Raw genomic sequence first — 14,096 nt, 5'->3', positions numbered from 1 at the left:
TTTAGAAGCGATCCAACAACCTGCGCAAGTAATCACGCTCTCCTTCGGGGCGTGCGTTTTCGCCGCTGCGCTTGCGAATTTCATCAAGTAATTCGCGCGCACGGCGGTAAACATCCTCGCCCTGCAACAAGCCCTCATCCGTACCGGCCTGCCCGTTCGCGCCCGGGCTACGCCCAAGCGGATCACGCTGCTCGCCGCCTTGGCGACCCTCTGCCGTGCCTTGCTGGCCCTGGTTCTGCTCCGTCTCCGCCAAAGCCTCGCCAAGGTTGCGCATGCCATCGCGCAAAGCATCCATCGCCTCGGCCTGACGATCTATCGCCTCGGCCAGATCATCGCGCCGCAACGCATCGCCCGCTCCGCGCATCGCCTCTTCGGCCCGCCGCAGCGCATCGCGCGCGGCGTCACCCGCTTCGCTGCCTGCGCCCGGCAATGAGCCACGCTGACGCTCTAGCTCTGCGCGCAAATCCTCTTGTCGCTGCGCGAGACCCGCACCACCATTCTCTGCTTGTTGGCCTTCCTGGCCCTGCTCGGATTGCCCCTCGCCCTGTCCTTGGCCCTCGCCGGAGCGATTGTCATGGGATTGACCCCGGCCCTGCCCACCATTGCGGCCCTCATTGCCTTGGTTCTCGCCAGTCTGAGCATTCGGGTTGAATTGCTCCTGCAAATCACGAAACGCCTGATCGGACAGGCCCTGTTGATCGCGCAGCGTATCAGCAAGGCCTTCCATCGCCTGCTGGCCTTCCGATGGCTCCCCTTGGCCCTGCTGGCCCTCGGCAATCTGCATGTTTTCCATCATTTCCTGAAGCTCTTGCAGGGCCTGCTCGGCCTCGGCCATGCGCCCCTCTTCCATCAGTTCTTGAATGCGGTCCATCATCGCCTGCAAATCGTCTTGTGTCATCTGCATCGCATCGTCCTGCGCACCCGGTGGCCGTTCGGAGTTTTCGCCATTTCGCGCGGTTTCGCGCTGCAGTTGTTGGATATAATTTTCGTTGGCGCGGCGCAGTTCATCCATCAATTCCGCAATTTCATCATCACTCGCCCCGTTTTTCATCGCCTCGGAGAGACGTTCCTGCGCGCGGCGCATACGCTCGAGTGCATCCTGAACGTCGCCGTCCTCAACCAAAAGCGCCAGATCCCAAAGGGCTTCTGCCGCCTCGTCGCGTGCTTCCCCTGAAAAACTGCCGAAACCGATCTGCGTTTCAATCCGCCGCAGAATCACGCGCAGTCGCAAGTACACTGTTTCCTCGCGAAAGATGTCGTCGGGGAGATGCGATATCGCACGCAGCATTTGCGCAGTGCGCACGCCGTTTTCAACCGACCACAAAAGCCATTGGCGCTGCTCGATAAGCGCGCTTGCCAGCGGGTCGAAAAAGCGCCGGCCCGGCAGAATCATATGGGTGATATTCGGCGCAGAGGACTGCCCTTTGGCATCCTCCACCGTCATACTCAGCGAAACCGGCAGATTGGCGAAAGGATGCCGGGAGAAATCACCGAACAGGGTTTCTGCGAAATCACTGCGATCGCCGGAAATCGGCAGGGGCAAATCAAGCTCGATCGCGTCTTGCGGTTCAGGATCAACGCTTAGCCCGTAGCGGCGCGTCACCGCCGCCAGATCAAGCGTGATCTGTGCCCGCCCGCCGATGACATCGTAGTCGTCCGACGCCTCGAACGGCAGGCTCATCAGCCCCTCGGCTGAGCGTTCCGGCGCGCCCGTCACTTCGACGCGCGGCACGCTGTCCGGGGTGACGGCAATTTGCCATATGCGCCCATTGGGGCCTGCAACTTCAAGCGTGCCGCTTTTGCTGGCTATGAAATTCTGTTCGGGATCCGCGGCGCTGCCTGTCTCCTCGACACGGCCAGAAAGTGTCTCCGCCACCGTCAACGCACCAATTTCACCGTAAAGTCGTAGACTGATCCGGCTGCCTTCGGGCACCTCGAAACGGCCCTCTTGATCGCTCAAGTAAAGGCTCGGCTTACCTGTATATGCGGGTGGTTCAACCCAGCCCTCCCAGACAGGACCACCAGCCAAACCGGTATTTCCCTGAGCAATGTCCGTAACTGTGGCCACGCGCCAGAGCGAGCCAAAAAGCAAAGCGACCCCAAGCAGCAAAGCCGCCACATAGCGCAGCGCGAACGGATCGCCCGAGGCAAGGCGCACCTGTGGCTTGACCGCCCTTGCAAGGGACGCGCGCGACGCCATGCGCTCTTGATGGGCGTGCCAAACGGCTGCCGATGCTGCGTCTTGCGGACCGATCGCCTGACTGTCCATAAGCGCTTGAATAGGCCGTCCGGGCAGGCTCGCGTCAAGGCGCGCAAGCGCGTCAAGACGGCTTGGCAAGCGAAATTTCTGAAATCCGCGCAGCAGGAAATAGACGCCAGCGCTGCAGGATATCACCGCCAGCGCCCAAACCGCTTCGATCGCAAAGGCGTCGTGCAGGCCCAACATAAGCGTGCCAAGCACCGCGATGATCAGGCTCCAAAGCGGCCAAAGCGCCCGGGCCGCACGCTCTGCGCTTATCCCAAGCCAGGTTAACGCCAAAGGCACGCGCAATCGCGCGAGGGTCTTGGAATGCCGTGGTTTGTCACTCGCCATCACATGCTCCGAGCCTAGACGCACGGGATGCGCGTCAAAGCCATTCAGGGATGGTATCTCGATTTATCATTTCGTCAAAGGTCGGACGCGCCCGAATGACAGCGAATTGATCACCTTTCACCAAAACTTCAGGAATGAGAGGGCGGGTGTTGTACTCCGAGGACATCACAGCGCCATACGCCCCGGCCGAGCGGAAGGCGACCAGATCACCCGCTTTCAGCGGTGGCATGTCACGTCCTTTGGCAAAGGTATCGCCGCTTTCACAAACCGGACCAACGATATCATAGGGCTGTCTCAGCGTGCCCGCAGCCGGTTCGATGACAGGGACAATATCGTGATACGCATCATACATCGCAGGGCGGATCAAATCGTTCATTGCCCCGTCAATAATGAGAAATTCACGGTCCTCACCTGATTTAACGTAGATCACTTCGCTGACCATCAGGCCCGCATTGCCTGAAATGAGCCGCCCTGGCTCGATCTCGATCTCGCAGCCTAGATGGCCGACGCATTTTTTGATGAGCGCGCCGTAATCGGCTGGCAGCGGCGGTGCCTCGTTAGAGCGCTCATAAGGAATGCCAAGGCCGCCCCCAAGGTCTAGGCGCGATATCTCATGACCGTCGGCGCGAAGTTGCTCGGTAAGTTCCGCGACCTTCAAGTAAGCAGCTTCAAACGGTGCAAGATCAGTCAATTGACTGCCGATATGTACGTCTATGCCAATCACCTTGAGCCCTGGCAGCGACGCCGCCAGCGCATAGACTTCGCGCGCGCGGCTGATCGGAATACCGAACTTGTTCTCGGACTTGCCCGTTGCGATCTTGGCATGGGTTTTCGCGTCCACATCTGGGTTCACGCGGATGGTGATCGGTGCAATCGCGCCAAGCTCTGTGGCGATCTCGGAAATGACCTGCATCTCCGGTTCGCTCTCCACATTGAATTGGCGAATGCCCCCGGTTAGCGCCATGCGCACCTCGTCGCGGGTCTTGCCGATGCCTGAAAACACGATGCGATCACCAGTCAAACCCGCGGCTTTCGCACGCGCGTATTCGCCGCCGGACACAACATCCATCCCCGCGCCAAGCGCTGCCAGTGTCTTGAGAATCGCCTGATTGGAGGCCGCTTTCATAGCGTAGCACACAAGATGGTCTATGCCCTCGAGCGCGTCATCAAATAGCTTGAAATGCCGCTCAAGCGTCGCTGTAGAGTAAACATAGAACGGCGTACCCACGCTTGCGGCGATCTCGCTCAGCGGCACATCCTCGGCGTAAAGCGCGCCGTCGCGATAAAGAAAATGATCCATGCGCGCGTGGATAAGGGCAATCCTGCGCGCGCACAATCTTTATAACCAACCCTACACCTTCATCTTTCCAGATAAACTTCGGGGGAGGCTCAGCTTTGCTGAGACGGGGGCAGAGCCCCTGTCAAATCCGCTGGTCTTTGCGGATTTTCTTCATCTGCTCCGTGCGGGTTTCCAAGATCGCTTGCGTACGCGCTTCGACCTTGTCGAACACAGGCGCGAAATCAGGATTATTGATGCCGCGATCATGAGGCAATTGATAAAGCGTGTGGAATGGGTTGGCGTTGCATTCGATAATCACCGGACCATCCTCGCCAATCGCAATATCCCAGCCGAACACACCGAATTCAGGGAAAAGGCTATGACCTTGCTGCGCAACCTCTTTCACTTTGTCCCAATGGGGCACCTGGAACCCTGCAAAGCTCTTGCCGGACACCGGATGCTGCTCGATGATCTCACGATCAAGTCCTGCGCCGGTAATTGCATGGCTCACCTTGCCATTTTCCGCATCGACCGCGCCCAGCATTGAGCCGGACTGCCAGAAATTATCCGACATGGCCTTGGGGGACGGGATTTTCCATACCGCATAAAGCACACGTGGCACGCTATCCTCGATCACGGTCACAACCCGCATGGTGCCGACAGCCTGGCCCGCAAGCGCGCTCACCGATTTATGCTGCTGCACGGCGCTTTGGAACGTGAAGCCTTCGGGATAATCATTGACCACTTCCGCCGCGAATGCGTCGATATCAAAGGCCTTGCCATTGCCCATTTCGATCAGGCCCTTTTCGGCGTTGAACCCCGTCAAAAGCGCGGAGCCGACTGATTTGGAACCCTCCAATGGCTTGGCGAAAACCGGATAAACCGCTTCGGATGTCAGGAAACGTGCCACATCCGCAGGCGTGCGCAATGTCTTGATCGCGCCAAACCCGCGTTCACCGTGCGCGACGGCCTGCGTTTGTGTCGTCGGCAGGTCCATGCCTTTCAGCATCGTAGTATACAAAACCTTGTCGCGGATAAACGAACGCTTATCGCCAAGTTTCGCAGGGGACAGCCGCAGGTTCAACTTATAGCTGCCCTTTTCACCAACGAATTGCAGTTTCTCCTCAGCCGTCAAATCCGTGCGATAGTGCTGCGCGGCGTAGTATTCGCCAAAAGAAATTCCGGCTTTTCGATCCAGCTTGAACATCTCGCGCATTTGCTTGATCGGGCTGACACCAAACTGGCGCGCGACCTCGACGATCATCTTGGAGGCAGGCATCGTAGCCTTTTCAGGCGCTGCCAAAAGGGCTTTTTGTGAATGAATCTGGGATGCGTCGATGCTGCTCATGGGGTTTTCCTCTGCGTTAATTGCCTGCTGCAAAGGAATTTGGGCGTCAATTGCGCCCAAACTTGGGCAAACAGCAGCCAAAATTGGGAAAATACCTGCAAATTTACGAGTTTGTTTCCAAAATACCGCTCAATCGGCCTAGCTGACGGGTTTAGAGCGCAGAAATAGATATAGAGGCAAACCGCAACTCACCCCGATGCAAAACGTCGCTGGGATAGCGACCAGTGCGCCCCAGTTGTGCCGCGTTGCCACTTCCGCAATGATCCAAATGGTCAGCGTGACCGCCGCGATGGTCAAATCCCAGACCAAACCTGAGCTGGCCGTATTCACATGCCACGCATCAACCATTCTCATGATGTCCCAGCCCTCGGCCTGAAACCACTGGATGAAATAATACATTGGATGGATTGTCCCCCAGATCGCGAGGGCGAGGTAGATCATGCGCAAAGGTGACATCGCGTATCCTAACTATGATGCAGCAGGCGCTGCCGTTTCGTCCTTGGGCTCCGGCTTGCTCGGCATCCCGTCCGCGCCGCAAGACGCCAGGAACGCCAGCGTGCTCACCAGGCAGATAAACCGCATCATGCGAGGGTCTCGCGCCAGCGCGCAACTTGCGCACGCACTTGGCTTGGCGCAGTGCCACCGTATGATGTCCGCGACGCCACCGACGCCTCGACCGTCAGAACCGAATAGACATCTTCAGTTATCCCGCCGTGGACCGATTGCAACTGTGTCAGCAACAAATCAGGCAAATCGCAGCCCTCTTTCTCCGCCAAGGCCACCAAGGACCCCGTCACGTGATGTGCCTCGCGAAACGGCATGTTGAGCGCGCGCACACACCAATCCGCCAAATCCGTCGCTGTCGAGAAACCGGACCCCGCCGCCGCCGCCAAACTCTCACGGTTCGCCGTCATATCGCGCACCATCCCGTCCATCGCCGCCAGCGCCAACATCCAGTTGTCAGCGGCATCGAAGACCTGTTCTTTGTCTTCCTGCATGTCCTTGGAATAGGCCAGCGGCAGCCCCTTCATCACCATCATCAAGGCGGTGTTCGCACCAAAAATCCGCCCGATCTTTGCGCGGATCAACTCCGCTGCGTCGGGGTTCTTCTTTTGCGGCATGATCGACGAGCCTGTGGAAAAACGGTCCGAAAGCGTCACAAAACGAAACTGCGCAGAGGACCAGATTACCAACTCTTCTGCCAAACGGCTCAAGTGCATCGCGGACATGCTGGCAGTGCTCAAAAATTCCAAAGCAAAATCACGATCGCTCACCGCGTCCAGTGAATTGGCCGATGGGCGATCAAACCCAAGCGCCTGCGCCGTTGCATCTCGGTCAATCGGAAAAGACGTGCCCGCTAGCGCAGCGGCGCCCAACGGACACTCGTTCATCCGCTTGCGCGCATCGCGCACACGCGACAAATCGCGGCCCAGCATTTCCACATAGGCCATCATGTGATGCCCCCAAGTCACCGGCTGCGCAGTCTGCAAATGGGTAAATCCGGGCATCACCCAATCCGCGCCAGCCTCTGCCTGCTCCAGTAAACCAGCAATCAAAGACAAGATCGCACCTTCGGCAGCATCAAACTGATCGCGCACCCATAGCTTGAAATCCGTCGCAACCTGATCATTGCGCGAACGTGCCGTATGCAAACGACCCGCAGGCTCTCCTACAATTTCCTTAAGGCGCGCTTCCACATTCATGTGAATGTCTTCCAAAGCGGCGGAATACTCAAAGGTTCCTGCTTCAATTTCTGACAAGACCGTGAGCAGCCCTTCCCGAATGACGCCAGCATCAGTATCTGTAATGATACCTTGAGCCGCGAGCATGCTTGCGTGCGCGCGAGAGCCGTCGATGTCCTGACGCGCCATTCGCTTGTCAAACCCGATCGAGGCGTTAATTGCCTCCATGATTGCATCGGGTCCGGCAGCGAAACGGCCGCCCCACATCTGGTTCGAAGAAGATTTGGTCATATGCCTACCCTTGGAGGGAAAATGAGAAAACTAGTTGCTGCGCTGATGTATACCGCTCTTTTGATGTGTGCAAACGGTGCTACTGCCGATCTGAGCGAAATTGCTGCGATGCGCAGCGGCGATATGGGCAAGCTGAACTTCCATTCAGACGCGAAAGCAACTTCTACCCAACCCTACATAAAGGACGATGGAAGCGAAGGGACGCTTGCCGATCACACTGGGAAAATCATACTTTTGAACTTCTGGGCCACATGGTGCGCCCCGTGCCGCAAGGAAATGCCGATGCTGTCAGAGTTGCAAACGGAACTCGGCGGCGACAATTTCGAAGTCGTCACCATCGCCACAGGCCGCAATGCGCCACCCGCCATGAAAAAGTTTCTCAAAGAGATCGGCGTCGACAACCTGCCCCTGCACCGCGACCCCAAACAGAAAATCGCGCGCGACATGGGTGTACTTGGCCTGCCAATTACCGTGATCCTGGATCGCGATGGTCAAGAAATCGCCCGCCTGCGCGGTGATGCGGATTGGGCCTCAGACAACGCTAAGGAAATCCTGCGCGCTCTCATTAGCCAAAAATGATCCTTCATCTTTCAAAATAAACTTCGGAGTTTGAGGCAGAGCCTCAATCCGTTCACCCCCATGGGGTGAATAAAAACTGCGCGCCCCTTGGGGCGCACAATCAATTCATGCCGCCAATTCATGCCGCTTCGTGTGTCAAAATCGCGGCTTCGGATTTTGACAAAATCCGCCGCGCATAGCCACCGTAACAATTCGGGTCCGCCTCGATGCGATCATTTACCTGCGCCAAACGCGCGCGATCCTCTTGCGGGATCGTCGAGAGCGCAGTTGAAGCCGGATGAAAACTTTCCGTCTCGACACCATTGGCGATCACGATCTGATGACTCGGCAACATCAGATGAATATAAGTCACTTCCTTCACCTGCGTATCGCGCGTCACTGTCGATCCGTTCACCAAATCCTTCGCAGCAACCAAAACCTCTGGCGTATTGAACAAATCACGTGCCACAGCACCGCGCACCAACATCCGGTGATTGGGCGAAACCAGAAATTCCTGGTCCGGCGTTTCGAGCCCGAACGCGCCCGAACGAATACGAATGGGCCGCAGCTCTGGCATCGCAAACAAACGCGCGCCCGTCATGCGCCGCGCACCTATCCACTGGATGTCCTGCGCGCCGCTATCGCGGGTTTGCAAACGATCGCCTTCACGCAAATCCTCGACGGCGCATGCGCCATCAGGCGTTTCAATCATCGTGCCAGGCGTGAAACAAATCACGCCGCCCGAGGACACCGACACCATATCATGACTGCGAATATCAATCGTGTGATGCACAACCCAAAGATCAATATCTTTTGGCGGCATTTCATCAAGGAACATCAACAAAGGTGCCTTACTGCCCGCCACTTCGATCACCGTGATCGTGTAGCTTTGCGCACCATCCGTCACCACGAAACTGCTGTCGCGGATCGGGTGATCTACCTCGACGTCGTCCAAGTTCTTTACGTCCGTCAACGCTGCGCCAACAAGTTTGCGCACCATTTTCGCTGCGCGTTTGCGAATACTCGCATCGCCGTCTGCCTCATCCAATCGCAACAATTCCGCCGGCCCGTCGACGCGAATGGCGTCCCCGGTCCAGGCCCATGCCGTACCCACATCCAGAGACTGCAGTGGAACAGCCCCCATACCATCTAACTTTGTTTGCGACCAAGATATGACAAACGTGCCCTTAAAGCCCGTTTTCATACTCTAGCTCTGCCTCGTTCTTCTTTTATTATTACCAAAAGGTTAACAAACGAAGTTAAGGCTGGGAAGTTTTATAAACCGTGCACCTAGGGATTGTGGCTAGAAAGCCTCAGAATTTGAGAGCGAGGCGGATTGAACCGACGACTTGCTCGCTTGCCTGCGTAGTGTATTCGCGGCCAAGATAGGTCACGCCAAAAAATCCGTGACTGTTCTTTCCTTGCCAATACACGCCCGCGCGCGCGCGATCACGTCGATCCGTCAATGCGAACCCGCGATTGAGCGGCAGGTAGGCGCTTTGCGAAACGATCGCCGTATCAGCTCCCACAATGAAGGACACACCGCCCTCCCCCAATAAGATTGTCCGGTAGCGCTGTCCGGTAATGCCATCGCGCACCATCACATCGGAGCCGCCTAATTTTCCAATCTCAAAGTCCATTCCCGCCCGAACCAGTGTTTCCACACCGGCGCGTGCCTCGAAGAACGGACGTACCTGGCTGCGCGCGCCAAGCCTGAAGGGACGGCCCATTTCAACAATTACACCAGGATGTATCTTGTCACCGATTTGCGCCGAACGCGTCGCACCCGAAGGTGGGGAAACTCCCAAGCCATCATGCAATGCTGTCTGCAACTGATCGAGCCGCGTTTGAGGTCCTGTCGCGACCAATTCTGCGCCCATGGCAATTTCATAACCGGCCTGCTGATAGTGCGTATGAAGTCCTGCGCTGACCGATCCGGCAAAGGGGCGGTCACCGACCGCCGGCGCGACCAGATTATCGGGAGATTTGATATCAGCCTGAAGGCGAAATTCAAGAATTTCACCTGCGTGCGCCGGAAGGCGAGCCGCCCATGCTTTACCAAAAATTCGACTGGACACATAAGAACCAGTCTGGCCGCGATCCTTTAGGTCGCCCAAAAAGTCGTTATTTATCAAACGTCCGTAGCCAAGCTGCACGATTTCTTGCGCGCTTAAAGGCAAAGGCATCGCAAAAATTGAACCAAGGATGGCCGCTTTGAGGGCGCTCTGAAATCGGTTCATTTTGTGTAATCCATTTTTCGCCCAATACATCTTTAGTTAACGCGTTTTGCCGGCACCCGGCCAGACGGTGCAAGCTCGGAGCAAGCTGCCTGTGTCAATTCCGCCGCGTTGCAGACCCGGATCGAAGCCACCAAATCCCTAATATCCAGAAGCGGATTCGCTGCTAAGGTTGTGAATTTCCGTCCCCGAAAATGCCGGACTAAACACGCTGACCAGAACCATATCAGCGCCCGAATTCGCCCGCATGTAGTGTCTGTCGTGCTCATTGAGCGCATATAATGTGCCCACTTCAATCGGATAGATTTGCCCGGCGGCTGTCTCGATCTCGCCAGCGCCAGCAATGCAATAACAAGATTCCAAATGATTTACATATTGAAGATGCGATTCCGTTCCCGCCTTCACAACAGTGTGGCACACCGTAAATCCCATGCCATCCGCTGAGGTCAGCAACCTATGACTGGTGCCATTTCCGTAATTTACAAAGTGCGGCGTTTGCTCGACATCTTTCAAATTGCGCACGATCATTTGGTCATCCTTCTTTCGATCCATCAATGAAAGAGCGCTAGCAAGGAAAAGTGACGCGAATTTGGCGAAGGTTCAAGAAATCGGCAGAGCCGTCGTCTTGAACACTGTGCGCAGGGCAAATGAGCTTTGCATCTGCGCCACGCCCGGAAGCCGCGCGAGATACTGGCGATGGATACGTGCAAAGTCCTCGGTGTTCTCAGCCACAACCTTAAGCAGGTAGTCCGCCGTACCCGCCATCAGGTGGCATTCAAGCACATCCGGTATGCGCGAGACCGATTTTTCAAAAGCATCCAGCACATCATCTGCCTGCGCACGCAGAGTGATTTCCACGAAAACAGTCGTTGGGACCCCCATTTTACGTGCATCAAGCAACGCAACATAGTCGCGAATATAGCCATCGGCCTCAAGCCGCTGCACACGCCGATGGCAGGCCGAGGGCGAAAGATTCGCCTTTTCCGAAAGTTCCGCATTAGACATCCGACCACGCTTTTGCAGGGCCGTCAAAATACGCTTATCTGTTGCATCAAGGCTCATTGCGCTTCTTTTCGTGCTCAAATTTATAACTTCTTCGAAGATTATTGCAGAATCCCTCTCAAAGGCGAGCGATATTTCACAACACTTGCACAGGCCTTTTGCGAGGGTGCCTTAAAATCGCAAGGGAGGAAATGCGACATGAAAATTGGGTGCCCCACAGAGATCAAACCACAGGAATTTCGCGTCGGTATGACGCCGAATGCTGCGCAAGAGGCCGTCGCACATGGTCATGACGTCCTTATCCAAAGCGGCGCTGGCATCGGTTCGGGATTCTCCGACGAGGACTATATCGCGGCAGGTGCCGTCATGGCCGCAAGCGCGCAGGAAGTTTTCGAAAAAGCCGACATGATCGTCAAAGTGAAAGAGCCGCAGGCAGGCGAGCGAAAGATGCTGCGCGAAGGTCAAGTTCTCTTTACCTACCTGCACCTCGCGCCCGATCGCGCGCAGACCGAAGACCTGATAGCCTCCGGCTGTACTGCCATCGCCTATGAGACGGTCACGGATCGCAATGGGGGCCTGCCCTTGCTTGCCCCTATGTCAGAAGTTGCTGGCAAACTCGCACCGCAGGTCGGAGCATGGACCTTGCAAAAAGCCAATGGCGGGCGCGGCGTTCTCTTGGGCGGTGTTCCGGGCGTTGGCCCTGCCCGTGTCGTGGTTATTGGCGGCGGCGTCGTCGGAACCCAAGCCGCACGCGTGGCGGCGGGCATGGGCGCCGAGGTCATGGTTCTGGACCGCTCCTTACCGCGGATGAGTTATCTTGACGATATTTACGGCGGCGCGTTCAACACCAGCTTTGCAAGCAAAGGAAATACCGCTGATTGGGTGGCCCAAGCGGATTTGGTCATCGGCGCGGTTCTGGTCCCCGGCGCAGCCGCCCCCAAGCTGATCACCCGCGAGCAACTCTCGACAATGAAACCGGGGGCTGCCATCGTGGACGTCGCAATCGATCAAGGCGGCTGCTTTGAGACATCAAAAGCCACGACGCACCAAGATCCGATCTATGATGTCGACGGCATCATGCACTACTGCGTTGCGAACATGCCCGGCGCTGTCGCGCGCACGTCAACCATCGCGCTTGGCAATGCCACCATGCCCTTCATGCTCGCAATTGCGAACAAGGGCTGGAAAAAGGCCTGCGCCGATGATCCCCATCTGCTTGAAGGTTTGAACGTGCATGCAGGTCAGTTGACTTATTTCGCTGTCGGCAAGGCGCTGGGGATCGATGTGACCTCGCCTCAATTGGTGATCAAATAACACGAAAAAGGGCGGCCTCTGGATCAGAGCCGCCCTTTCCTTGATCTGGAATCGAAACGCTTACTTCTTGAGCGCGTCGCGGATTTCCATCAGTACGTCCATCTCCGTCGGACCTGCAGGTGCCGCCGGTTTTGCTTCTTCCGTTTTCTTTGTCTTGTTCACAGCCTTCACCAGCATGAATACGACAAACGCGATGATCACAAAATTGATGATCGCCATGATAAAGCGACCAAACGCAAACACGGCTGCGCCTGCTTCTTCTGCTTCGCCGATGGATGCAAATTCACCATCACCAAGCAAGACATACTGCCCCGCGAAATCAACGCCGCCCATGAACAGGCTGATAATCGGGTTGATCAAATCGCCCACAAGCGATGTAACAATCGCAGTAAACGCTGCGCCGATGATGATGCCGACAGCCATGTCCATGACATTGCCTTTAGCGATGAAGTCTTTGAATTCCTTAATCATATTAGTCCCCTAAGTTCCTTAAACCTACTACGCGCGCTTGTTTTTATATTGCATTTGCGCACGCGCGTTATCGCGAAATCGCACATGTTTGTCACTGTTTTAATGGGAAAAGACGCTTAGGTTCCCCCTAGCCGTAAAGGAGCTTTCATATGACCGATCTAAGCCAATTCCACGTCACCAGACGCTGGCCCGCCCAAGAGCCATCTATCTTGCAACTCTATTCCTTTCCAACACCCAACGGTGTGAAGGCCTCCATCGCCTTGGAAGAAATGGGCATCCCCTACGAGCCGCATCTGGTGACCCTGTCAGATACCGACGTGAAAAGTCCCGAATTTCTGTCGCTCAATCCGAACAACAAAATTCCCGCGATCATTGACCCCGATGGGCCCGACGGCGCGCCTTTGGCACTATTCGAAAGCGGAGCAATCCTGCTCTATCTTGCGGAAAAGACGGGAAAGCTGATCGGTGCCACCGCAGTCGACAAAGCACGTGTGACCCAGTGGCTCATGTTCCAGATGGGCGGCCTCGGCCCGATGCTTGGTCAGCTTGGTTTCTTCTATAAATTCGCGGGTGCCGAAATTGAAGACCCCCGCCCCCGCGAGCGCTACATCAATGAATCGAAACGTCTTTTGGCTGTCGTGGACAAGCAGTTGGAGGGCCAAGACTGGATCGCAGGAGAGTACTCCATCGCCGACATCGCAATCGCCCCATGGCTGCGCGCACTCGATTTCTATGGCACACGTGAAATCACAGGTTGGGCTGATCACAAAAACGCAGTCGCCTATCTAGAGCGTTTCTTGGAACGCCCCGCCGTGCAAAAGGGCCTCGTGACCCCCGCACGCGATTAGGCTGGCAACGTGCCTGTCATGACATAGCGCAGGATTTCAGCAACCTGTTGCGGCTCTTTGCACACGGCAAGGGCCGCAGCATCCACTTCTTTAAGCGCATGCTGATGCTCGTCTTGATGCAGAATAATCAGCGATTTACCCAGCGCTGCGGCGTAGCCCGCATCAAACGCAGCATTCCACTGTTTGTATTTCTCACCAAAACGCACAACCACAACATCCGCATCCGTAATCCCCTTGCGGGTGCGGATAGCATTTACCTTTGCGCCCTTATTGTCGTGCCAAAACTTCTTCGGCTCCGCCCCAAGTATCGCCACTCCGCAATCATCGCTCGCGCCGTGGTCCGTTACAGGCGCAGAGAAAGACACATCAAGCCCTTGGCAGGCAGCAATAATCTGCTCGCGCCAATCCGTGTGAATTTCACCTGACAAGTAAACATTTACCATAACGTTTTCCTCTTTCTAAAAGTATCGCCG

General features: G+C 56.3%; 14 protein-coding genes. 3 read left to right on the top strand and 11 right to left on the bottom strand.

Going from position 1 to position 14,096, the window contains the following annotated elements:
• Position 1 precedes the first annotated feature (1 nt).
• The 5 genes from B9P63_RS02110 to argH all read right to left on the bottom strand — a co-directional run bounded on the left by B9P63_RS02110 (position 2) and on the right by argH (position 7,193).
• A complete protein-coding gene (locus B9P63_RS02110; protein ID WP_085306880.1) occupies positions 2-2,593 on the bottom strand; it encodes a TIGR02302 family protein in 2,592 nt (863 codons plus the stop codon).
• A 34-nt stretch (positions 2,594-2,627) separates the two neighbouring features.
• The gene (lysA, locus tag B9P63_RS02105) at positions 2,628-3,893 is read right to left on the bottom strand and encodes a diaminopimelate decarboxylase (protein ID WP_085306879.1); all 1,266 of its coding nucleotides are present in this window, start codon (positions 3,891-3,893) and stop codon (positions 2,628-2,630) included.
• Positions 3,894-4,014: 121 nt separating this feature from the next.
• Complete coding sequence (locus B9P63_RS02100) at positions 4,015-5,220, bottom strand: sugar-transfer associated ATP-grasp domain-containing protein (protein WP_085307058.1); 1,206 nt, start codon at positions 5,218-5,220, stop codon at positions 4,015-4,017.
• Positions 5,221-5,358: 138 nt separating this feature from the next.
• Positions 5,359-5,676, bottom strand: coding sequence for a DUF2834 domain-containing protein (locus tag B9P63_RS02095; RefSeq protein ID WP_085306878.1), 318 nt, complete (start codon positions 5,674-5,676; stop codon positions 5,359-5,361).
• A 125-nt stretch (positions 5,677-5,801) separates the two neighbouring features.
• Entirely contained in the window at positions 5,802-7,193 is a 1,392-nt protein-coding gene (gene argH, locus B9P63_RS02090; RefSeq protein WP_085306877.1) for an argininosuccinate lyase, read from the bottom strand.
• 21 nt (positions 7,194-7,214) lie between these two features.
• Between argH and B9P63_RS02085 the strand changes: the two genes are divergently transcribed.
• Positions 7,215-7,772 (top strand): TlpA disulfide reductase family protein, encoded by a 558-nt coding sequence (locus B9P63_RS02085; protein WP_085306876.1) that lies wholly within the window; start codon positions 7,215-7,217, stop codon positions 7,770-7,772.
• 118 nt (positions 7,773-7,890) lie between these two features.
• On the opposite strand, the gene B9P63_RS02080 is transcribed toward B9P63_RS02085, so the two are convergent.
• The 4 genes from B9P63_RS02080 to B9P63_RS02065 form a co-directional block, all read right to left on the bottom strand.
• Positions 7,891-8,955, bottom strand: coding sequence for a Hint domain-containing protein (locus B9P63_RS02080; RefSeq protein WP_085306875.1), 1,065 nt, complete (start codon positions 8,953-8,955; stop codon positions 7,891-7,893).
• Between the two features lie 109 nt (positions 8,956-9,064).
• Complete coding sequence (locus B9P63_RS02075; protein ID WP_085306874.1) at positions 9,065-9,991, bottom strand: lipid A-modifier LpxR family protein; 927 nt, start codon at positions 9,989-9,991, stop codon at positions 9,065-9,067.
• A gap of 138 nt (positions 9,992-10,129) precedes the next feature.
• Positions 10,130-10,516 carry an ectoine synthase gene (locus B9P63_RS02070; protein ID WP_085307057.1) on the bottom strand — a complete coding sequence of 129 codons (387 nt, stop codon included), beginning with the start codon at positions 10,514-10,516 and terminating at the stop codon, positions 10,130-10,132.
• Positions 10,517-10,588: 72 nt separating this feature from the next.
• The gene (locus tag B9P63_RS02065) at positions 10,589-11,050 is read right to left on the bottom strand and encodes an Lrp/AsnC family transcriptional regulator (protein WP_085306873.1); all 462 of its coding nucleotides are present in this window, start codon (positions 11,048-11,050) and stop codon (positions 10,589-10,591) included.
• 138 nt (positions 11,051-11,188) lie between these two features.
• On the opposite strand from B9P63_RS02065, the gene ald reads away from it, so the two are divergent.
• Positions 11,189-12,304, top strand: a complete 1,116-nt coding sequence (gene ald / locus B9P63_RS02060) for an alanine dehydrogenase (protein WP_085306872.1) — start codon at positions 11,189-11,191, stop codon at positions 12,302-12,304.
• Between the two features lie 60 nt (positions 12,305-12,364).
• Here the strand turns inward: ald and mscL are convergent, their stop codons facing one another.
• Complete coding sequence (gene mscL, locus B9P63_RS02055) at positions 12,365-12,775, bottom strand: large conductance mechanosensitive channel protein MscL (RefSeq protein ID WP_085306871.1); 411 nt, start codon at positions 12,773-12,775, stop codon at positions 12,365-12,367.
• A gap of 149 nt (positions 12,776-12,924) precedes the next feature.
• Between mscL and B9P63_RS02050 the strand changes: the two genes are divergently transcribed.
• The gene (locus B9P63_RS02050; RefSeq protein WP_085306870.1) at positions 12,925-13,623 is read left to right on the top strand and encodes a glutathione S-transferase family protein; all 699 of its coding nucleotides are present in this window, start codon (positions 12,925-12,927) and stop codon (positions 13,621-13,623) included.
• On the opposite strand, the gene B9P63_RS02045 is transcribed toward B9P63_RS02050, so the two are convergent.
• On the bottom strand, positions 13,620-14,066 hold the full coding sequence (locus B9P63_RS02045; RefSeq protein WP_085306869.1) for a YtoQ family protein: 447 nt from the start codon (positions 14,064-14,066) through the stop codon (positions 13,620-13,622). The two genes, B9P63_RS02050 and B9P63_RS02045, sit on opposite strands and share 4 nt — an antisense overlap.
• Positions 14,067-14,096: the final 30 nt, after the last annotated feature.

This window comes from Planktotalea arctica (genome assembly GCF_002105285.1).
Classification (GTDB): domain Bacteria; phylum Pseudomonadota; class Alphaproteobacteria; order Rhodobacterales; family Rhodobacteraceae; genus Planktotalea; species Planktotalea arctica.
The sequence above is the reverse complement of the archived record's forward strand: the minus strand, read 5'-3'. Positions and strand labels throughout refer to the sequence as shown.